Origin of the sequence: Rathayibacter sp. VKM Ac-2762 (assembly GCF_009866585.1) — a bacterium.
In the GTDB taxonomy this organism is placed as follows: domain Bacteria; phylum Actinomycetota; class Actinomycetes; order Actinomycetales; family Microbacteriaceae; genus Rathayibacter.
Genome location: NZ_CP047419.1, coordinates 1214609 through 1234818, shown reverse-complemented (window position 1 = coordinate 1234818; position 20210 = coordinate 1214609). Strand labels below are relative to the sequence as shown.

Below are 20210 nucleotides of genomic sequence, written 5' to 3'. Positions count from 1 at the left end.
ATCGCCGGTTCGCCTCGGAGGGTGCGGCGAGAGGGTGGCGGATCGGAGTGCGAGCCTGCGGCCGCCGGTGCCCTTCTGGTGGTCGAGTAATGGCGGCGCGGGTATAGGGACCGGGCGGGCCCGTAGATGGTGGTCGAGTAGCCGCGGAGCAGCGTGTTCAGACCGGGCGGGACGGGGTCCGGGCGGGGGAGCGCGCGGCGAGGGAGCGGGGGAGGGCGGCGCGTAGACTGGGGCGGCCATGATCCAGACTCTCGACCTCCGCGGCCGTCGTCCCTCCTCCGCCGAGCTCCTCGCCCTCGTGCCCCGCAATCCGGGCACCTCCGCCTCCGTCGGGCCCGTCGTCGCCGAGCTGATCGCCGACGTCCGAGAACGCGGCGCGGAGGCGCTCCTCGACCAGGCGGAGCGGCTGGACGGCGTGCGCCCCCCGCACCTCCGCGTGCCCGCCGAGCAGATCGCCGAGGCGCTCGACCGCCTCGACCCGGCCATCCGCAGCGCACTCGAGGAGGCGATCGCGCGCGTCCGCCGCGCCAGCGCCGCGCAGATCCCCCCGCCCCGGACCACCGAGCTCGACGACGGCGCCACGGTCACCCAGCGCTGGCAGCCCGTCGCCCGCGCCGGGCTGTACGTCCCCGGCGGCAAGGCGGTCTACCCGTCGAGCGTCGTCATGAACGCCGTGCCCGCGCAGGCCGCCGGAGTCGCCTCCATCGCCCTGGTCTCGCCGCCGCAGAAGGCGTTCGGCGGCTCCGTCCACCCCACGATCCTCGCGGCGGCCGCTCTGCTCGGCATCGACGAGGTCTACGCGGTCGGAGGCGCCGGAGCCGTCGCCGCGCTGGCCTACGGCGTCGACTCGATCGGGCTGGATCCCGTCAGCATCATCACCGGGCCGGGCAACGTCTGGGTCACCACCGCGAAGCGCCAGGTGCTCGGCCAGGTCGGCATCGACTCCGAGGCGGGCCCGACCGAGATCCTCGTGATCGCCGACGACTCCGCCGACCCGCGCCTGGTCGCCGCCGACCTGGTCAGCCAGGCCGAGCACGACGAGGCCGCCTCCGCCGTCCTGGTCACCGACAGCGCCGAGCTCGCCGCCGCCGTCGAGCGCGAGGTCGCCGTCCAGGCCGCCGCCACCCACCACGCGGAGCGCGTGGCCATCGCGCTCGACGGCCCGCAGTCCGCGCTCGTGATCGTCGACGACCTCGAGCTCGCCTGCGCGTTCAGCGACGCCTACGGCCCCGAGCACCTCGAGCTGCACACGGCCGACCCCGTCGCGACCGCCGAGCGGATCCACGACGCCGGCGCGATCTTCCTCGGCCCGACCACCCCGGTGAGCCTGGGCGACTACCTCGCCGGCTCCAACCACGTGCTCCCGACCCTCGGGCAGGCGCGCTTCTCCTCCGGGCTCGGCGCCTACACCTTCCTCCGGCCGCAGCAGCTGATCTCGTACGACCGCGGTGCGCTCGAGCGCGTCGCCCCGCACATCCGCGCTCTCAGCGACGCCGAGGCGTTGCCCGCCCACGGCGACGCCGTCGACGCCCGCTTCGCCTGAGACCGAGAGGCCCTCGATGTTCTGCCCCTTCTGCCGGCACCCCGACTCCCGAGTGATCGACTCGCGCACGAGCGACGACGGCCTCTCGATCCGCCGCCGCCGGCAGTGCCCGTCGTGCGGCCGGCGCTTCTCGACGACCGAGACCGCGAGCCTCGTCGTGATCAAGCGCAGCGGAGTCGTGGAACCGTTCAGCCGCGAGAAGATCGTCAGCGGCGTCAGGAAGGCCTGCCAGGGCCGACCCGTCACCGACACCGATCTGGCCGTCCTCGCGCAGCGGGTGGAGGAGAGCATCCGCTCCACGGGCGCGTCGCAGATCGACGCGAACGACATCGGCCTCGCCATCCTGCCGCCGCTGCGCGAGCTCGACGAGGTCGCCTACCTCCGCTTCGCGAGCGTCTACCAGGCGTTCGACTCGCTGGACGACTTCGAGTCTGCGATCACCCTGCTCCGCGCCGAGCGCACCTCCGTGCCCCACAGCGCCGACGAGATCTGAGGCCCGGGTGTACCCGCTCCTGTTCCGCACCGTCCTGCGCCGCCTCGACCCGGAGCGGGCGCACCACCTGAGCTTCCCGGTGATCCGGGCCCTCGGAGCCCTCGCTCCGGTCCTGCGCCGGACCACCGTCCCGCGCGGAACGCCCGCGGTCGAGACGCTCGGGCTCCGCTTCGAGACCCCGTTCGGCGTCGCGGCCGGCTTCGACAAGGACGCCACCGCGGTGCTGGGCTTCGGTGCGCTCGGCTTCGGACACGTCGAGGTCGGGACCCTGACCGCGCGGGCGCAGCCGGGCAACGACCGGCCGCGCCTCTTCCGGCTGATCGCGGACCGCGCCGTCGTCAACCGGATGGGCTTCAACAACCACGGGGCCGAGGCCGCGGCGCTGCGGCTGATCCGGCTGCGCAGCGCGCGCCGCCGCCCCGTGATCGGCGTCAACATCGGCAAGAGCCGGGTGGTCGAGGTGGACGACGCGATCGAGGACTATCTGATCAGCACGCGCCTTCTCGCGCCGCTCGCCGACTACCTCGTCGTGAACGTCAGCTCGCCGAACACCCCCGGGCTCCGCGGCCTGCAGGAGATCGACCGCCTCGAGCCGCTCCTCGCGGCAGTCAAGGACGCCGCCGACACGACGCCCCTGCTGGTCAAGATCGCCCCCGACCTCTCCGACGACGAGGTCGGCCGGGTCGCCGAGCTCGCCGTCCGCCTGAGTCTGGACGGGATCATCGCGACCAACACGACGCTCTCCCGGGAGGGCCTCTCGACCGATCGTGCCGTGGTCGAGGCGGCCGGCGCCGGCGGCCTCTCCGGTGCCCCGCTGGCCGCGCGCTCGCTCGAGGTGCTCCGCGTGATCCGCGGCGTCGTCCCCGCGGCCTTCTGCGTGATCTCCGTCGGAGGAGTCGAGACGGCCGAGGACGTGCGCGAGCGCCTCGACGCGGGCGCCACCCTCGTCCAGGGCTACACCGCCTTCATCTACCGCGGGCTCCTGTGGGCTCGGGACATCAACCGGGGACTGGCCCGCGCCTCCTGACCCGCCGTGCACGACGAAGGGCCCCGGAGCCGCGCGAGGCGCGACCGCAGGGGCCCTTCGTGGTCCGCCGTCCGACTACTCGGGGAAGGCGCGGCGCTTGACCTGGGGCTTCGGCAGTCGCATGACGCGCAGCTGGAGGGCGCGCATCGCGGCGTACCAGCGGATGCCCTTCTCGACCTTGTCGGCGCCGTAGCGCTCGGCGAGCTTCCGGCGCATCCGCATGCCGAGGAGGATGCAGTCGATCACCGCGAGGAGGAAGAACACCCAGAGGATGACGAGCGTCGCGTACTGCAGCTCCGGCTGCGGGAAGAAGCTCAGCAGCAGGACGACGACCATCACCGGGATGAGGAACTCGCCGAGGCTGAAGCGCGCGTCGACCCAGTCGCGCACGAACTTGCGCTGGGGACCCTTGTCACGCAGCGGCAGGTAGCGCTGGTCGCCGGCGGCCAGGCCGATGCGGGCCTGCTCGCGCGACACGGCGGCCTTCTCGCGGGCGTCGCGGGCGGCCTGCTTGCGGTCGGTGACGACCAGCGGACGCTTGCGGGCCAGCTCCTGCTCGCGCCGGGTCGGCGTCGGCCGGCCCTTCCCGGAGCCGGGGGAGCCGGCGTCGTCGGGCGTGTCGGTTGCGATCGGGTGCTTGGCCACGGGGAACGTCCTTGGAATCGGGGGTCTCTTAAGATTACCTCCATGGCTCACGACGCTCCGACTCCGCCCGCACTCTCCTCCGACGAGGAGGCCGTCCTCGCCGCCGTCCGCGACGATCTGCCGCGCTCGCTCGCCCAGCTCGGGCAGCTCGTGCGGATCCCGTCCGTCTCGTGGGACGGCTTCGACGCCACCCGCGTGGCCGCCAGCGCCGAGGCCATCGCCGAGCTCGCGCGCGAGACGGGCGTCTTCGACGACGTCGCGATCCACAGCGCCACGATCGACGGCACCGACGTGCTCGGCCAGCCTGCCGTCCTGGCCACCCGCGCCGCCCGCAACGGAGCGCCGACCGTCCTCCTCTACGCCCACCACGACGTGCAGCCGCAGGGCGCCGAGTCGGCGTGGGAGACGCCTCCGTTCGAGCCGACCGTGCGCGGCGACCGCCTGTACGGGCGCGGTGCCGCCGACGACAAGGCCGGAGTCGTGTCCCACCTCGCCGCGGTGCGCGCACTCCGCGAGGTCGCGGGCGAGGACCACGACCTCGGGCTCGTCCTCTTCATCGAGGGGGAGGAGGAGTTCGGGTCGCGCTCGTTCCCGACCTTCCTCCGCGAGCACCACGACGCACTCCGCGCGGATGCGATCATCGTCGCCGACAGCGACAACTGGGACGTCGACACCCCCGCGCTGACGGTGGGCCTGCGCGGCAACGTCACCCTCACCCTCACCGTCAGCACTCTCGCGCACGCCTCGCACTCGGGCATGCTCGGCGGAGCGGTCCCGGACGCGATGCTCGCGGCGGTCCGCCTGCTCGCGACGCTCTGGAACGAGGACGGCTCGGTCGCCGTCGCAGGCCTCACCGAGCACGATGGAGCGGTGCCCGAGACGACCGAGGAGGACCTCCGCCGCGACTCCGGGCTGCTCGACGGGGTCTCGCCGATCGGCACCGGCGCGATCCTCTCGCGCCTGTGGTCGAAGCCGGCCGTCACGGTCACCGGGATCGACGCGCCCAGCGTCGTCGACGCCTCCAACACCCTCGTCCCGTCCGTGCGCGTGAAGATCAGTGCCCGCATCGCCCCCGGCCAGGACGCGGAGGAGGCGTTCGCCGCCATCGAGAGCCACCTGCGGGCGAACTCCCCGTTCGGCGCCCACCTCGCGATCGAGGACGTCGACACCGGCAGCCCGTTCCTGGTCGACGCGACCGGCTGGGCCGTGGACCTGGTGAAGGGCGCGATGGCGGACGCCTGGGGACGCGAGCCCCTCGAGACCGGGATCGGCGGGAGCATCCCGTTCATCGCCGACCTCGTGCGCGAGTTCCCCGAGGCGCAGATCCTCGTCACCGGTGTCGAGGACCCCGACTCGCGCGCGCACAGCCCCAACGAGTCGCTGCACCTGGGCGTCTTCAAGCGCGCCGCGCAGACCGAGGCGCTGTTCCTGCTCCGCGCCGCCGCTCACCGCGACTGACCACCGGTCGTGGAATACCCGGGTGACCATCCGGGTTGCAGCCGTAGAATCCCGGAAGGCACGACGACCGTTCCGCCCGTCCCCTGAGGAGTGACATGTCAGACACACTGACCGACCAGACGGCTACCCCCCTCGCCACCCCGCCCAGCGCGGCCCACGGCGTCTCGATGACCCCGACCGCCGCCGCCAAGGTCAAGAGCCTGCTCGAGCAGGAGGGCCGCGACGACCTGCGCCTGCGCGTCGCCGTGCAGCCCGGCGGCTGCTCCGGCCTCATCTACCAGCTCTACTTCGACGAGCGCACCCTCGACGGCGACGCCGCGGTCGAGTTCGAGGGCGTCGGCCTCGTCGTCGACAAGATGAGCGTCCCCTACCTCGACGGCGCCTCGATCGACTTCGAGGACACCATCCAGAAGCAGGGCTTCACCATCGACAACCCCAACGCGGGCGGCAGCTGCGCCTGCGGCGACAGCTTCCACTGACGCCGCGCGGCCCCGGGCCGCAGCGCCTCCGAACGGCGTCCGACAGTCCACTCCGGTGGCCCGTCGGGCGCCATTCGTCATGACTGCACCACTCGGCCGGGACGTCAAGAGCGGGTCGTCGTGCACCGGGCCGCCGGAGCGGAAGGGTAGGCTGGAGCCGGTCTAATACAGTTTCGTGTGAACTGGTCCCCAGTCTTCCGAAAGGTCACCGGTGCGCTTCAATCGCCGAATCCGCAGATGGGTCGCTGCCCCCGTCGCAGGAGCCCTCGCCCTCGTCCTCGCGGGCTGCACGCAAGAGCAGCTCCAGGGCTGGCTCCCCACCGAACCCGGCACGACGAACCACGTCGACCGCGTCATCGGACTCTGGGTCACCTCCTGGATCGTCCTGCTCGCCGTCGGCGTCGTCACGTGGGGTCTCACCATCTGGGCGGTGGTCGTCTACCGCCGTCGCAAGGGGCAGACCGGCCTGCCGGTCCAGCTGCGCTACAACATGCCGATCGAGATCTTCTACACGATCGTGCCGCTGATCCTCGTGATCGGCTTCTTCGCCTTCACCGCGCGCGACCAGGCCGCCATCGAGCAGCCCTACGACGACCCGGACGAGACCATCCAGGTGTACGGCAAGCAGTGGGCGTGGGACTTCAACTACGTCGACGAGGACGTCTACTCCGCCGGTATCCAGGGCCAGTACCAGGAGGGCGGAGACGCCGCCGGCTCGCTCGTCGAGTCCGAGATCCCCACGCTCTACCTGCCCGTCGGACAGAAGATCAAGATCCAGCTCGACGCGCGCGACGTGATCCACTCCTTCTGGGTCGTCGACTTCCTCTACAAGAAGGACATGATCCCCGGCAAGACGAACTACATGTACGTCACGCCTCTCAAGGAGGGGACCTACGCGGGCAAGTGCGCCGAGCTCTGCGGCGAGTACCACTCCGCGATGCTCTTCAACGTCAAGGTCGTCTCGCAGGGCGAGTACGACGACTACATCCAGTCGCTGCGCGACGCGGGCCAGACCGGTCAGCTCGGCGCCGAGTACAACCGCAATTCGAACCTTCCCGGAACCGGCGCGCCGGCCCGCGAGAACGAGGAGTAAGGGAGCATGAGCACCGCCACGGCACCCCGCCCGACGCGCACCGCCGGCACTCCGCCGGTCCAGCGCAAGGCGAACGTCCTCGTCCGCTGGATGACGTCGACCGACCACAAGGTCATCGGGTACATGTACCTGATCACGTCGTTCATCTACTTCTGCATCGCCGGCGTGATGGCCCTGGTCATCCGCGCCCAGCTGTTCGAGCCCGGCCTGAACGTGGTCGAGACGCGCGAGCAGTACAACCAGCTGTTCACGATGCACGGCACGATCATGCTGCTGATGTTCGCGACGCCGCTCTTCGCCGGCTTCGCCAACGTCCTGATGCCGCTGCAGATCGGCGCCCCCGACGTCGCGTTCCCCCGCCTCAACGCCTTCGCGTACTGGCTCTACAGCTTCGGCTCGCTCATCGCGGTCGCCGGATTCGTCACCCCGCAGGGTGCGGCGTCGTTCGGCTGGTTCGCGTACGCGCCACTGTCGAGCACGACGTTCTCGCCAGGGCTCGGCGGCAATCTCTGGGTCTTCGGCCTCGCGCTCTCGGGCTTCGGCACGATCCTCGGCGCGGTGAACTTCATCACGACGATCATCACGATGCGCGCCCCCGGCATGACGATGTTCCGGATGCCGATCTTCACCTGGAACATCCTGGTGACGTCGATCCTCGTGCTGCTCGCGTTCCCGGTGCTCGCCGCCGCGATGTTCGCCCTCGGCGCCGACCGGGTGTTCGACGCCCACATCTACGATGCGGCCAACGGCGGTGTCCTGCTCTGGCAGCACCTGTTCTGGTTCTTCGGCCACCCCGAGGTGTACATCATCGCGCTGCCGTTCTTCGGCATCGTGTCCGAGGTCTTCCCGGTCTTCAGCCGCAAGCCGATCTTCGGCTACAAGACGCTGATCTACGCGACCATCGCGATCGCCGCCCTCTCCGTGACGGTGTGGGCGCACCACATGTACGTCACCGGATCGGTCCTGCTGCCGTTCTTCTCGCTGATGACCATGCTCATCGCGGTTCCGACCGGCGTGAAGATCTTCAACTGGGTCGGCACCATGTGGCGCGGATCGGTGACCTTCGAGACCCCGATGATCTGGGCGATCGGCTTCCTGATCACCTTCACCTTCGGTGGACTCACCGGCGTCATCCTCGCGTCGCCCCCGCTCGACTTCCACGTCTCGGACTCGTACTTCGTGGTGGCGCACTTCCACTACGTCGTGTTCGGAACCGTCGTCTTCGCGATGTTCTCGGGCTTCTACTTCTGGTGGCCCAAGTGGACCGGCAAGATGCTCAACGAGACGCTGGGCAAGTGGCACTTCTGGCTGCTGTTCATCGGCTTCCACACCACCTTCCTCATCCAGCACTGGCTGGGCGTCGTCGGCATGCCCCGCCGCTACGCCAGCTACCTGCCCGAGGACGGCTTCACCTGGATGAACCAGGTGTCGACGGTCGGAGCGATGATCCTCGCGGTGTCGCTGATCCCGTTCTTCCTGAACGTGTACATCACGGCCCGCAAGGCGCCCAAGGTGACGGTGAACGACCCGTGGGGCTTCTCCCGGTCGCTCGAGTGGGCCACCTCATGCCCGCCGCCCCGCCACAACTTCACCTCGATCCCGCGCATCCGGAGCGAGGCCCCGGCGTTCGACCTCAACCACCCCGAGGCCGGCATCCCCGTCGGAATCGGTCCGGCGAAGGACGCTCCGGACGCCCCCACGTACGACAAGTCCGAAGGCACGGTGAAGTAGGGCCATGCGCGCCAACGTCAATCTCTTCTGGCTCCTTGCGGGCTTCTTCCTCCTCGCCGACATCACGTACATCGTGTGGTCGCTGCTCGACACGGGCCAGGTGGAGTGGGTCGGCACCGTCGGCATCGGCCTCTCGGCCGTGCTGGGCGCGTTCATCGCGTTCTACGTCGGCCGCGTCCACAAGGCGCAGGGTGCTGAGCTCCCCGAGGACCGCCTCGATGCGGACATCGACGACGGAGACCCCGAGCTGGGCTTCTTCAGCCCGTGGAGCTGGTGGCCGCTGATCCTGGGCGGTTCCGCGGCTCTCGGATTCCTCGGCCTTGCCGTGGGGTTCTGGATCACCTACATCGCCGTCGGGCTCTTCCTGGTCGCCATCGCCGGCTGGGTGTACGAGTACTACCGCGGGTACTTCGCCCGCTAGGGCGCAGCGCACGGCCGAGGGCCGGGTGCACGAGGGCTTCGGCTCCGTGCACCCGGCCCTTTCGCTTATCCAGGAGGAAGCGACGCGCGGTCGGGGCCCGGTCGGCTCGGCCGTTCGGCTTCGTGCAGGGGCGGCACTCGCCGATCGGTGGCGGATCGAGCCTCCCGGTGAGAGGCGGGACCTCCCGGTGAGGGCCGGGACCGCTCAGTGAGGGATGACGAGGTGAGCTGGATCTCTCGCGGTGTCATGCGCGCGGGACACCGAGGCGTCCTGCGCGGAGGAACTCGTCTGGGCACATCCCGGCGGCCCGCGACGTGGAAGCTCGCAGGGGAGTGCAGCGGGCGACGCCGAGCAGGAGCGTCGGCCCGCGTCATCACCCCTACGGGTCTGCGCTGCGACGGCTCCTGCTCCGGTCGCGGGTGAGCGGGCTACGCCTGTGGCGGCTCTCCTGTGCGCCTGTGGGCGTGCCGACGGCGGTGGCGCGCTACGGATCGCGGATACTGCTGCGCCTGCGGCTGTACTGGGGCTGCTGCGCCTGTTCTGGCGCCTGCGCCGCCCTGCGGACCTCTGCACACCGTTCTAAACCCAGTGGAGCCTGCACCCCGACGGAACCGCGCGCGCCCCTGCAGCTCGTGGAGCTCCTCGGTACTGCTAACGGGTTGTGTGCCGGTCGGCGCGACGACCGGGAGCCTGAGACGTCGCTGCAGCGACGGTCGTCGATGTCCGGAGGTCGCCTCCTCTGCGCACCGGCGAGCGTCGCCGTCGCCGATCACAGAGGGTTCGACCGTGAGTGGGGGGAGGGCAGTCCTGATAGGCCTGCTGGGGACGGGTGCCCTCGAACTAATCCGGAGCGTCTCGACGTGTAAGGGAACCGAGTACCTCACCGGACGACCACACTGCGAGCACGCAGAGGGAATGGATCACTCCATGATCGGACGGGGGCGGACGTCTCCAGCTCGGCGGTGAGACGGCGTCACGTGATCCAAGGAGCGGAGGTCTCGAGGTCCGGAGTATCGCCCCACCTTCCTGCCGGCTTGTCGCCGTCGAGGCGCTGTGATCCGGTCTCACCGGCTCCCGGTCTACCGCCGACCTCCACCGCTCCAGGAGTCAGGCGCCGCCCCGCTGCAGGAACGACGAAGGGCCCGGACGAATGAACGTCCGGGCCCTTCGGGGGAGGATCAGTGCTCGCTGTGCGAGCTCTCGAGCTCCTTCTGGGTGACGGGGGTGATCCGGTCCTCGAAGAACCAGCGGGAGAGGCCGGCGCGGACGCGCTGCGGGGCGGTGATGCGGCCACGCGAGTCCGGACGGATCATCAGGGGCTCGTATTCGTCCTGACCGACGAGCTTCCAGCGCTCGTACTCGTCGAGCTGCTGGTGCACCTCGATGAACTCGCCGCCGGGGAGGCGGACGATACGGCCGGACTCGAAGCCGTGCAGCGCGATCTCGCGGTCCTTCTTCTGCAGCGCCAAACAGATGCGCTTGGTGATGAAGTACGCGATGAACGGACCCGCGATGAGCAGGAACTGCAGGCTGTGGATCACGCCCTCCATCGTGAGGTGGAAGTGCGTCGCGATGAGGTCGGACGACGCGGCGGCCCAGAGGACGGCGTAGAAGCTGACTCCGGCGGCGCCGATCGCGGTGCGGGTCGCGGCGTTGCGCGGGCGGTCGAGCAGGTGGTGCTCGCGCTTGTCACCGGTGATCCACGCCTCGAGGAACGGGTAGAGCATGACCACGGCGATGAACAGTCCGAGGCCGACGAGCGGGATCAGGATGTTGAACGACAGGGTTCCGATGCCCGGGATGGCCCACTCGAGTCCCGGCGGGACGAGGCGCAGGGCGCCGTCGGCGAAGCCGATGTACCAGTCGGGCTGGGTTCCCGCGGAGACGGGCGAGGGGTCGTACGGGCCGTAGTTCCAGATCGGGTTGATCGTGAACAGCGAGGCGATGAGGACGACGACGCCGAAGACGATGAAGAAGAATCCACCGGCCTTCGCGGCGTAGACCGGCAGCACCGGGTAGCCGACGACGTTCTGCTCGGTCTTGCCCGCACCGGGGAACTGGGTGTGCTTGTGGACGACCACGAACACGAGGTGCAGGGCGATGAACGCGAGCACCAGCGCCGGCAGCAGCAGGATGTGCAGCGTGTAGAGGCGGCCGACGATGTCGGTGCCCGGGAACTCGCCGCCGAAGAGCAGGAACGAGATCCAGGTGCCGACGATCGGGATGCCCTTGACCATGCCGTCGATGATGCGGAGGCCGTTGCCCGAGAGCAGGTCGTCGGGGAGCGAGTAGCCGGTGAAGCCCTCGGCCATCGCAAGGATGAAGAGGACGAAGCCGATGACCCAGTTGAGCTCGCGGGGCTTGCGGAACGCACCGGTGAAGAAGATGCGCAGCATGTGCAGGCCGATCGAGGCCACGAACAGCAGTGCCGCCCAGTGGTGGATCTGCCGCATCAGCAGGCCGCCGCGGATGTCGAAGGAGATGTCGAGCGAGGACGACATCGCCGCCGACATCTCGATGCCCTTGAGGGGCAGGTAGCTGCCCTCGTAGTGCGTCTCGACCATCGAGGCCTGGAAGAAGAAGGTGAGGAAGGTGCCCGACAGCAGGATGATGACGAAGCTGTAGAGCGCGACCTCGCCGAGGAGGAAGGACCAGTGGTCGGGGAAGATCTTGCGACCGAACTCCTTGACGACCGCGGAGATGCTCGTGCGCTCGTCGATGTAGTTCGACGCCGCTCCGACGTACCCCTTCTGGAACTTGCCGGATCCGAGGATGACGCCGTCCTCGGGCTCCGCGGGGGAGCTGGAGGGGCGTGAGGGGGTGGTGGTGGACATGTGAGTCATCGCTCCCAGAAGGACGGTCCGACGGGCTCCGTGAAGTCGCTTCTGGCGACCAGGTAACCCTCGGCGTCGACGGTGATGGGGAGCTGCGGAAGCGGACGCTTCGCCGGGCCGAAGATGACGGCGGCCTCGCGCGTGATGTCGAATTGCGACTGGTGGCACGGGCACAGCAGGTGGTGGGTCTGCTGCTCGTACAGCGCCACAGGGCAGCCGACGTGCGTGCAGATCTTGGAGTAGGCGACGATTCCGTCGTAGTTCCAGGTCTCGCGACCCTCACTGACGATGAGGTCCTCCGGCTTCAGGCGCATCAGGAGGACGGCGGCCTTGGCCTTCTCCTCCAGCTTGCCCTCGGCGTCGTTGAGGCCCTCGGGGATGACGTGGAAGGCGGATCCGAGGGTGACGTCCGATGCGAGGATCGGCGCTCCCGACGGGTCCAGGGTGAGCCTCGTGCCCTCTTCCCACAGGGTGGTCTTGAGGAGGGCGACGGGGTTCTGGTCCTGCGGGCCGAGGCCCCGGAACAGGATCACGGCGGGCAGGGGGAACACGACGAGGGAGGCGATCAGGCTGTTCCGGACGAGGGAGCGGCGGCCGAAGCCGGACTCCTTGTCGGACTGGTCGAAGATCTCGAGCGCACGGGCGCGGGTGGGCTCCGCGCTGCGGACGGGGTGGCGGATGTCGATGCCCTCGTGGTCCGACATCAGCTGCTTGCCCCAGTGGACGGCGGCGATGCCGATCCCCAGGAGGGCGAGGGACATGCCCAGGCCGATGAACAGCGTGTTCAGCCGGACCGACGCGACGTCCTCGGTGATCGGGAACGCCATGTAGGCGGCGACCGCGAAGATCGAGCCCGCGAAGGAGAGGTAGAAGAGCGTGTACACCGTGCGCTCGGCACGCTTCTCGACCTTGGGGTCGAGGTCGGTCATCCGGGGGCGGTGCGGCGGGAGGCCCGGGTCCTGGACGCGATCCCGCGTCACGACCGCGGTGCCGGCCGGAGCCGTTCCGTGCCCGGTGGCCGACGAGGTGGCGAGGTCCGTGCCACCCTCATCGTGCTCTGCCATGGTTCTCCTTTTCACGCCGTGTCGGCACCAGTCGGTGCCGTGGGTCAGTCGCGCCCGTCAGGGCGCTGCAGTCGTCTAGTTGGATCGGGCGGTGATCCACACCGTCAGGGCCACGATCGCGCCGAGGCCGAAGATCCAGAGGAACAGGCCCTCCGCGACCGGCCCGAGGGAGCCGAGCGCGAATCCGCCCGGGGACGGGTTGGCCTCGATGTACTTGAGGTACGAGATGATGTCGCGCTTGTCCTCGGGCGAGATGTTCAGGTCGTTGAAGACCGGCATGTTCTGCGGGCCGGTGACCATCGCCTCGTAGATGTGCGCCTCGGTCACGCCGCCCAGCGGGGGAGCGAACTTGCCCTCGGTGAGCGCGCCGCCGGCTCCGGCCACGTTGTGGCACATGGCGCAGTTGATGCGGAACAGCTCGGCGCCGTTCGCCGCGTCGCCCTGTCCGTCGAGGACCTCGCCCTCGGGGATCGCGGGGCCGGGGGCCAGCGACGCGACGTAGGCGGCGAGTTCGCCGACCTGCTCGTCGGTGAACTGCACCGGCTTCTCGAGCGCCTGGGGGCCGTGCATCTGCATCGGCATGCGGCCGGTGCCGACCTGGAAGTCGACCGACGCCGCGCCCACTCCGATGAGGGAGGGCGCGTTGTCGGTGCCCGCGGCGTCGAGGCCGTGGCAGGTGGCGCAGTTCGCGGCGAAGAGCTTCGAGCCCTCGTCGATCGTCTGCTGGCTGGTGGACGACGTCTCCGCGGAGGCGGACGTCGCGACGCCGACCGCGGCGTAGGTCCCGCCGGTGAGCCCGAGGCCGATGGCGATCAGGGCCAGGGTGGCGAGCGGGTGGCGGCGACCCTTCTTGGCTCGGCTCTTCGTCTTCGGGGAGGCCATCGAGGCGTCCTTCCTGCGGGGGTCGGGAGTGGAGTGGGGCATCGGCGGGCGCGTCACTTGAGGAAGTAGATGACGGCGAACAGGCCGACCCAGACGACGTCGACGAAGTGCCAGTAGTACGAGACGACGATGGCGCTCGTCGCCTCCTTGTGGCCGAAGTTCTTGACCGCGAAGCCGCGGCCGATGACGAGGAGGAACGCGATGAGGCCGCCGGTGACGTGCAGGGCGTGGAAGCCGGTCGTCAGGTAGAAGGCGGAGCCGTAGGCGTTGCTGGAGAGCGTGACGCCCTCGGAGACGAGGGTCGCGTACTCGAGCACCTGGCCGGAGACGAAGACCGCGCCCAGGGCGTAGGTGAGGAAGAACCACTCGACCATGCCCCACTTGAACGGGCTGAGGCCCGTCGCACGCGGCTGCAGCCGCTCGGCGGCGAACACGCCGAACTGGCAGCTGAACGACGAGGCCACGAGGATCACCGTGTTCACGCCCGCGTAGGGGACGTTGAGGATCTGGGTCTCGGCGCCCCAGAGCTCGGGGGAGGTGCTGCGCAGGGTGAAGTAGATCGCGAAGAGGCCTGCGAAGAACATGACCTCGCTGCCCAGCCAGACGATCGTTCCGACCGCGACCGGGTTGGGTCGGTTCACTACGGGCGCGGTGGCCGTGGGGGAGAGAGAGGTGCTCGTCACACAGACCATTATGGCCGATGGCAGGGGAGGGAAGTCGCACTAGCCGGGAGGCGATCCTCGTCGCATAATCTGGGAGCCATGTCGGAAACCCTGTCCTGGCCGCACGTTCTCAGCGCACTCCTCGAGTCCTCCGATCTGAGCGTCTCCGAGGCGACGTGGGCCATGGAGCAGGTGATGGAGGGCGCGGCGACTCCGGCGCAGCTCGCCGGACTGCTGGTGGCCCTCCGGGCGAAGGGCGAGACCGTCGACGAGATCGTCGGCTTCCGCGACGCGATCCTCGACCACGCGGTGCCGCTGGACGTGGACCCGATGGCCCTGGACATCGTCGGGACGGGCGGGGACCGCTTCGGGACCGTCAACATCTCCTCCACCGCGTCGATCATCGCGGCCGCCGCCGGCACGCCCGTCGTGAAGCACGGGAACAAGGCCGCGTCCTCCTCCTCCGGCTCCTCCGACGTGCTCGCGGCACTCGGGGTCGACCTCTCCCTCTCCCCCGAGCGGGTGGCCGAGGTGTTCCGGCGGACGGGGATCGCCTTCGTCTTCGCGTCCCTCTTCCACCCCGGCTTCCGGCACGCCGGTCCGGTGCGCGCCGAGCTGGGCGTGCCGACGGTGTTCAACTTCCTCGGCCCGCTCTGCAATCCAGCGCGTCCCGAGGCCTCTGCGGTCGGGGTGGCGCACCTCGACCGGGTGCCGCTGGTCGTCGGCGTGTTCCGGACGCGCGGGGCGACGGCTCTGGTGTTCCGCGGGGACGACGGCCTCGACGAGCTCACGACCACGGGTCACAGCCACATCTGGGAGGTGTCGCGCGGCTCCGTGGTCGAGCACGACCTCGACCCGCGCGACCTGGGCCTGCCCCGCGCGCGGATCGACGACCTGCGCGGCCGAGACGCCGCCTACAACGCGAGCGTGGTGCGCTCGGTGCTCGCGGGAGACGGCGGCCCCGTCCGCGACATCGTCCTTCTGAACGCGGCCGCAGGCCTCGCGGCGTTCGACCTGGCGCGCGACCCGGACCTGGTGCGCACGCCCGTCCTGGAGCGCCTGCGGACGTCGATGGACCGCGCGGCAGAGGCCGTCGACTCCGGGGCCGCCACGGCCAAGCTCGAGGAGTGGGTCCGCGAGACGCAGCGCGCCGTCGTCCCGCTGCCGTAGGCGCGAGCGCAGGGCGTAACGTGGGGATGCTGTCCGCGACGGTGCGGGCGGCGATCCACCACGCGCCGGATCGCCCGCAGGTCACGGGACGCCCGAGTGGTGGCCCGATCCTGGAGGAGACCTCGATGAAGAAGCTCATCAACGACCCGAAGAACGTCGTCACGGAGTCGGTGGCCGGCTTCGGCCTGGCGCACGCCGACCTGGTCCGGGTGGTGTCGGATCCCCTGTTCGTGGTGCGGGCCGACGCGCCCCGCTCGGGCAAGGTGGGCATCGTCAGCGGTGGCGGCAGCGGGCACGAGCCGCTGCACGCGGGCTTCGTCGGATTCGGGATGCTGGACGCCGCCGTCCCCGGTCCCGTCTTCACCTCGCCCACGCCCGACCCGATCGTCGCGGCCACGCAGGCCGTCGACGGCGGCGCGGGTGTGCTGCACATCGTGAAGAACTACACGGGCGACGTCCTGAACTTCGAGACCGCGGCCGACCTCGCCGGCGCCGAGGGGATCGAGGTGCGCAGCGTGATCGTCGACGACGACGTCGCGGTGAAGGACTCGCTCTACACCGCGGGCCGCCGCGGCGTGGCCGGCACCGTGCTGGTCGAGCGGATCGCGGGCGCGGCGGCCGAGCGGGGCGACTCCCTCGACGAGGTCGCGACGATCGCCGAGACGGTGATCTCCAACGTGCGCTCGATGGGCGTCGCCCTCACGCCGTGCATCGTCCCGCACGCGGGCGAGCCGAGCTTCGAGCTGGGCGAGGACGAGATCGAGATCGGCATCGGCATCCACGGCGAGCCCGGCCGGGAGAAGATCGCGCTGGAGCCGGCCGACCGCATCGTCGACCGGATCCTCGGCCCGATCCTGGAGGACCTGCCGTTCTCCTCCGGGGACGAGGTGCTGCTCCTGGTGAACGGCATGGGAGGCACGCCGCAGATCGAGCTGTACCTCGCCTACCGCCGCGCAGCCGAGGCGCTGGCCGAGAAGGGGATCACCGTCGCACGCAGCCTCGTCGGCAACTACACGACGTCGCTCGAGATGCAGGGCTTCTCGCTCACCGTCCTCAAGCTCGACGACGCCCTGACCGAGCTGTGGGACTCCCCGGTGCAGACCGCGGCGCTGCGGTGGGGACGCTGAGCGCCCGCGCGCACACCATGACCGGAACGACAGCCGCAGGAGCGGCCCACGAGGAGGAGACGACCATGCAGGACGCACAGGGAGCCGGGCTCGACGCGGCGTGGGCGACGGCGTGGATCCGCCGCGCCGCCGAGTCGATCGCGGAGCACCGGGTCGAGCTGATCACGCTCGACCGGGCGATCGGCGACGGGGACCACGGCGAGAACATGGACCGCGGCTTCCAGGCCGTGGTCGCGAAGCTGGACGGGGCGCCGGAGCAGGGGCTCCCGGCGGACGTGCTCAAGCTGGTCGCGACGACGCTCATCTCCACCGTCGGCGGCGCCTCGGGCCCGCTGTTCGGCACGGCGTTCCTGAAGGCCTCCGCCGCGGTCGCGGGCGAGGACGCGCTCGAGGGCGCTGACGTCGCAGCTCTCCTGGCCGCGGCGAGGGACGGCATCGTGCTCCGCGGCAAGGCCGAGGTGGGCGACAAGACGATGGTGGACGCGTGGACGCCGGCGGTCGACGCGGCCGCGGCCGCCGCCGAGGAGGGAGCGGCTCCGGCCGACGTCCTCGCCGCGGCGGCGGAGGCGGCGCAGAGGGGAGCGGAGTCGACGGACCCGCTGGTCGCCCGCAAGGGACGCGCCAGCTACCTCGGCGAGCGCGCCATCGGGCACCGTGATCCCGGCAGCGTGTCGACCGTGCTCCTGCTCCGCGCAGCAGCCGAGGCGGCGGCGTGAGCGTCGGGCTGGTCCTGGTCTCGCACAGCGCGCAGCTGGCGGAGGGGCTGGTCGAGCTCGCGGAGCAGATGGCGGCCTCGGTCGCGCTGGTCGCCGCGGGCGGGACGGACGACGGCGGCATCGGCACCAGCTTCGACCGCATCACGGCGGCCCTGGCGGAAGCGGACTCCGGCGAGGGGGTCGTCGTCCTCTGCGACCTCGGCTCGGCGATCATGACGGCGGAGACCGCGGTCGAGTTCCTCGACGACGACGCGCGCGCCCGGGTCCGGATCGCCGACGCCCCGCTGGTGGAGGGGGCGGTCGCGGCCGCCGTCGCCGCGGGCACGGGGGCGTCGCTGGACGAGGTGCTCGCCGCCGCGGAGTCGGCCCGGGGCGAGGCGCTCGCTGCTCCCGCCGAGGAGGCCTCGCCCGGTGACGAGCGCGTGCAGCGCCGCGTCCGCCTCATCAACCCGAACGGCCTGCACGCCCGTCCCGCGGCCGACTTCGTCACGCTCGCCGCCACCTTCGACGCCCGGATCGACGCGAACGGCAAGGACGCCACGAGCCTGCTCGGCGTGATGTCGCTGGGGCTCGACCGCGGGGACGAGGTCGTCCTCTCGGCGTCGGGGCCGCAGGCCCAGGAGGCGGTCGGCCGGCTCGGCGATCTGGTCGAGTCGGGCTTCGGCGAGGTGTAGCGCGCTGTCGACCGGTCCAGGGACCGCGGAGGCGCCTCCTCCTACGCTGAGCGCATGGCCCTCCGCGGAACCCGACCCCCGTCCGTCCTGCTCCGCCGACTCGTCACCGTCCCGCGCGTCGTGCGCCGGGCGGACGCTCGTGCGGCCCGGCGGCTGAACGCCCGTCGCCCGTCGCCCGTCGTCGACGGGGCGCTCGTGGGGCTCTCCCGGGCCGCGGACCACGGAGTCCTCTGGGCCGGCGTCGGCGTCCTGCTGCTCCTGGCGGGCCGTCCCCGCGAGGCTCTGCGGGGGACCGCCTCGCTCGCCGCGGCCAGCGCGCTCGCGAACCTGGTCGGCAAGCGCGTGTTCGGCGGCGACCGGCCGCTCCTCGTCGACGTCCCGGTCGGCCGGCGCCTGGCGACGGTGCCGACGTCGGCGTCCTTCCCCTCGGGTCACGCGGCGAGCGCCGCCGCCTTCGCCGCCGGGGTCGCGCTCGAGTCGCCCCGAGTGGGGGCGGCGGTCGCCCCGCTCGCCGCCGCCGTGGCCTTCTCCCGCCTGCACGTCGGCGTCCACTGGCTCTCGGACGTCCTCGGCGGCGCGGCGCTCGGCGCGGCGGTCGCGGTCGTCGGCCGAGCCGTCCTGCCGGCCGAGCCGCGCCACGTGCCCGTCTCGGAGCGCGCGACCCGGCCCCCCGTCGACCGCAGCCCGCTGGGGGACGGCGCCGCCCTCCTCGTGGTCCTCAACCCCGGCGCGGGCCGGGACTCGCACCGCCCCGATCCCGAGCCGCTGGTCCGAGCCCGGTTCCCGAAGGCGCGCGTGCACCGGCTGACCGAGGGGGAGGACCTCGCCGACGTGGTGCGCGAGGCGCGCTCGGGGGACTCTCCGCCCCGGGTGCTCGGGATCTACGGCGGGGACGGGACCATGTCGGTCGGTGCCGCTCTCGCCCGCGCCGAGGGGATGACGCTGCTCGTGCTGCCGGGCGGGACCATGAACCACTTCGCGAAGGCGCTGGGGCTGCTCACCGTCCAGGACGCGCTCGACGCGGCGACGATCGGCGAGCGCCGCGACGTCGACGTGGCCGAGGTCGTCGCGGACGGGGGAGACCCGGTCACGGTGCTCAACACGGTCTCGATCGGCGTCTACCCGGAGTTCGTCGCGGCCCGCGAGAAGCGCGAGAAGCGGATCGGGAAGCCGCTCGCCGCCGTGATCGCGGCCCTCTCGGTCGTGCGGCGCACCGATCCGTTCGAGCTCCGGCGCGACGGGCGCACGCAGCTCGTCTGGTCGTACTTCGTCGGGGTGAACCAGGAGCACCCGCGCACGGCCGCCCCGCTCGCCCGGCGTCGGCTCGACGACGGCCACCTCGACGTGCGCATCCTGCACTCAGGACGGACTCCTCGCACCCGGGGAGCGTTCTCGCTCCTGCTCGGCCGTACGGCGACCCCGGTGGTCGGCCGTGTGCCCGGCTGGCGGGCACCGGTGGTGGAGTCGTTCTCGACGCCGGAGATCACCGTCGGCGCGCGCCGGCCCGCGGGGGACGACCCCGAGTGGGCGCACGACGGCGAGACCGAGCGCTTCGACGGCTCCCGCGACGGGTTCGACGAGGCCGTGGTGCGGATCGTGCCGCTGGGCCTGCGGGTCTACGCGACCGCGGACTAGGGGGCGGTGCCGGCCCGGTCCCCGCCGTCCGGATCCGCCAGCAGCTCGGCCAGCGCGTCGAGGGCGGCGACCTGCCCGGCCACCACCAGCGAGCGGGCCTCGTCGAGCGGGTGCCACCGGGCGTCCTCCAGCTCGGGGAAGCTGCGCAGCACGCCGGAGCCCCGCGGCCACTCCAGCTCGAAGGTGTTGCTCGCGACGAAGGCGGTGTCCACGTGTCCGCGCCCGGCGAAGACCGTGACGGTCTTGGCCGCGCTCTGCCGGAACGCGCCGAGGAGGGTCAGCTCCCCGTCGGGCGGAGGAGCGCCGGTCTCCTCCTCGAACTCTCGTCGCGCGGCGTCCAGCGGCGTCTCGTCGCCGGTGTGCACGCCCTTCGGGATCGTCCACGCGCGGGGGCGCCGGGTCCAGAAGGGGCCGCCCATCCGCCCGAGGAACACCTCGGTGCCGGAGGGGCCCTCGCGGTGCAGCAGGATCCCCGCGCTCGTCACCGCGGCCATCGCGTCTCTCCGGTCATCCCGCCATCCTGCCCCGCGCCCGTGGAAGGATCGGCAGGACCCGC

At 71.2% G+C, this 20210-nt stretch carries 19 protein-coding genes; 13 read left to right on the top strand and 6 right to left on the bottom strand.

What is annotated here, in order from left to right:
• The first annotated feature begins 238 nt into the window (after positions 1 to 238).
• The 3 genes from hisD to GTU71_RS05820 are packed head-to-tail and all read left to right on the top strand — an operon-like array spanning position 239 to position 3063.
• A complete protein-coding gene (hisD, locus tag GTU71_RS05830; protein ID WP_104224658.1) occupies positions 239 to 1543 on the top strand; it encodes a histidinol dehydrogenase in 1305 nt (434 codons plus the stop codon).
• A gap of 16 nt (positions 1544 to 1559) precedes the next feature.
• Positions 1560 to 2036, top strand: a complete 477-nt coding sequence (gene nrdR / locus GTU71_RS05825) for a transcriptional regulator NrdR (RefSeq protein ID WP_104224657.1) — start codon at positions 1560 to 1562, stop codon at positions 2034 to 2036.
• Positions 2037 to 2043: 7 nt separating this feature from the next.
• Positions 2044 to 3063 carry a quinone-dependent dihydroorotate dehydrogenase gene (locus tag GTU71_RS05820; protein ID WP_159939465.1) on the top strand — a complete coding sequence of 340 codons (1020 nt, stop codon included), beginning with the start codon at positions 2044 to 2046 and terminating at the stop codon, positions 3061 to 3063.
• Positions 3064 to 3138: 75 nt separating this feature from the next.
• On the opposite strand, the gene GTU71_RS05815 is transcribed toward GTU71_RS05820, so the two are convergent.
• Positions 3139 to 3708: a DUF3043 domain-containing protein gene (locus GTU71_RS05815; RefSeq protein WP_181027102.1), complete on the bottom strand. Its 570-nt coding sequence runs from the start codon at positions 3706 to 3708 to the stop codon at positions 3139 to 3141.
• A gap of 42 nt (positions 3709 to 3750) precedes the next feature.
• Here GTU71_RS05815 and GTU71_RS05810 point away from each other — a divergent pair, with 42 nt between their 5' ends.
• From GTU71_RS05810 to GTU71_RS05790, 5 genes are all read left to right on the top strand, one after another.
• On the top strand, positions 3751 to 5166 hold the full coding sequence (locus GTU71_RS05810; RefSeq protein WP_159939464.1) for a dipeptidase: 1416 nt from the start codon (positions 3751 to 3753) through the stop codon (positions 5164 to 5166).
• Positions 5167 to 5261: 95 nt separating this feature from the next.
• Entirely contained in the window at positions 5262 to 5645 is a 384-nt protein-coding gene (gene erpA / locus GTU71_RS05805) for an iron-sulfur cluster insertion protein ErpA (RefSeq protein ID WP_104224654.1), read from the top strand.
• A gap of 211 nt (positions 5646 to 5856) precedes the next feature.
• Positions 5857 to 6738: a cytochrome c oxidase subunit II gene (gene coxB, locus GTU71_RS05800; protein WP_104224653.1), complete on the top strand. Its 882-nt coding sequence runs from the start codon at positions 5857 to 5859 to the stop codon at positions 6736 to 6738.
• 6 nt (positions 6739 to 6744) lie between these two features.
• Complete coding sequence (gene ctaD, locus GTU71_RS05795) at positions 6745 to 8469, top strand: cytochrome c oxidase subunit I (protein ID WP_104224652.1); 1725 nt, start codon at positions 6745 to 6747, stop codon at positions 8467 to 8469.
• A gap of 4 nt (positions 8470 to 8473) precedes the next feature.
• Positions 8474 to 8890 carry a cytochrome c oxidase subunit 4 gene (locus tag GTU71_RS05790; protein WP_104224651.1) on the top strand — a complete coding sequence of 139 codons (417 nt, stop codon included), beginning with the start codon at positions 8474 to 8476 and terminating at the stop codon, positions 8888 to 8890.
• Positions 8891 to 10068: 1178 nt separating this feature from the next.
• Here GTU71_RS05790 and GTU71_RS05785 read toward each other — a convergent pair.
• The 4 genes from GTU71_RS05785 to GTU71_RS05770 form a co-directional block, all read right to left on the bottom strand.
• Complete coding sequence (locus GTU71_RS05785) at positions 10069 to 11724, bottom strand: ubiquinol-cytochrome c reductase cytochrome b subunit (RefSeq protein WP_104224650.1); 1656 nt, start codon at positions 11722 to 11724, stop codon at positions 10069 to 10071.
• 5 nt (positions 11725 to 11729) lie between these two features.
• Positions 11730 to 12788 carry a Rieske 2Fe-2S domain-containing protein gene (locus GTU71_RS05780; RefSeq protein ID WP_104225358.1) on the bottom strand — a complete coding sequence of 353 codons (1059 nt, stop codon included), beginning with the start codon at positions 12786 to 12788 and terminating at the stop codon, positions 11730 to 11732.
• Positions 12789 to 12863: 75 nt separating this feature from the next.
• Complete coding sequence (locus GTU71_RS05775) at positions 12864 to 13670, bottom strand: c-type cytochrome (protein ID WP_104224648.1); 807 nt, start codon at positions 13668 to 13670, stop codon at positions 12864 to 12866.
• A gap of 53 nt (positions 13671 to 13723) precedes the next feature.
• Positions 13724 to 14362, bottom strand: coding sequence for a heme-copper oxidase subunit III (locus GTU71_RS05770; protein WP_104224647.1), 639 nt, complete (start codon positions 14360 to 14362; stop codon positions 13724 to 13726).
• Positions 14363 to 14431: 69 nt separating this feature from the next.
• Between GTU71_RS05770 and trpD the strand changes: the two genes are divergently transcribed.
• The 5 genes from trpD to GTU71_RS05745 all read left to right on the top strand — a co-directional run bounded on the left by trpD (position 14432) and on the right by GTU71_RS05745 (position 19654).
• On the top strand, positions 14432 to 15502 hold the full coding sequence (gene trpD, locus GTU71_RS05765; RefSeq protein WP_104246758.1) for an anthranilate phosphoribosyltransferase: 1071 nt from the start codon (positions 14432 to 14434) through the stop codon (positions 15500 to 15502).
• A gap of 125 nt (positions 15503 to 15627) precedes the next feature.
• Positions 15628 to 16629 carry a dihydroxyacetone kinase subunit DhaK gene (dhaK, locus tag GTU71_RS05760; RefSeq protein ID WP_104283717.1) on the top strand — a complete coding sequence of 334 codons (1002 nt, stop codon included), beginning with the start codon at positions 15628 to 15630 and terminating at the stop codon, positions 16627 to 16629.
• Positions 16630 to 16694: 65 nt separating this feature from the next.
• The gene (gene dhaL, locus GTU71_RS05755; RefSeq protein WP_104251072.1) at positions 16695 to 17345 is read left to right on the top strand and encodes a dihydroxyacetone kinase subunit DhaL; all 651 of its coding nucleotides are present in this window, start codon (positions 16695 to 16697) and stop codon (positions 17343 to 17345) included.
• Complete coding sequence (dhaM, locus tag GTU71_RS05750) at positions 17342 to 18019, top strand: dihydroxyacetone kinase phosphoryl donor subunit DhaM (RefSeq protein WP_104296187.1); 678 nt, start codon at positions 17342 to 17344, stop codon at positions 18017 to 18019. Before dhaL ends, dhaM begins: the two co-directional genes overlap by 4 nt.
• A gap of 54 nt (positions 18020 to 18073) precedes the next feature.
• A complete protein-coding gene (locus tag GTU71_RS05745; RefSeq protein ID WP_104239316.1) occupies positions 18074 to 19654 on the top strand; it encodes a bifunctional phosphatase PAP2/diacylglycerol kinase family protein in 1581 nt (526 codons plus the stop codon).
• Here GTU71_RS05745 and GTU71_RS05740 read toward each other — a convergent pair.
• Positions 19651 to 20148, bottom strand: a complete 498-nt coding sequence (locus tag GTU71_RS05740) for an NUDIX domain-containing protein (RefSeq protein WP_159939463.1) — start codon at positions 20146 to 20148, stop codon at positions 19651 to 19653. The two genes, GTU71_RS05745 and GTU71_RS05740, sit on opposite strands and share 4 nt — an antisense overlap.
• Between the last annotated feature and the right edge of the window lie 62 nt (positions 20149 to 20210).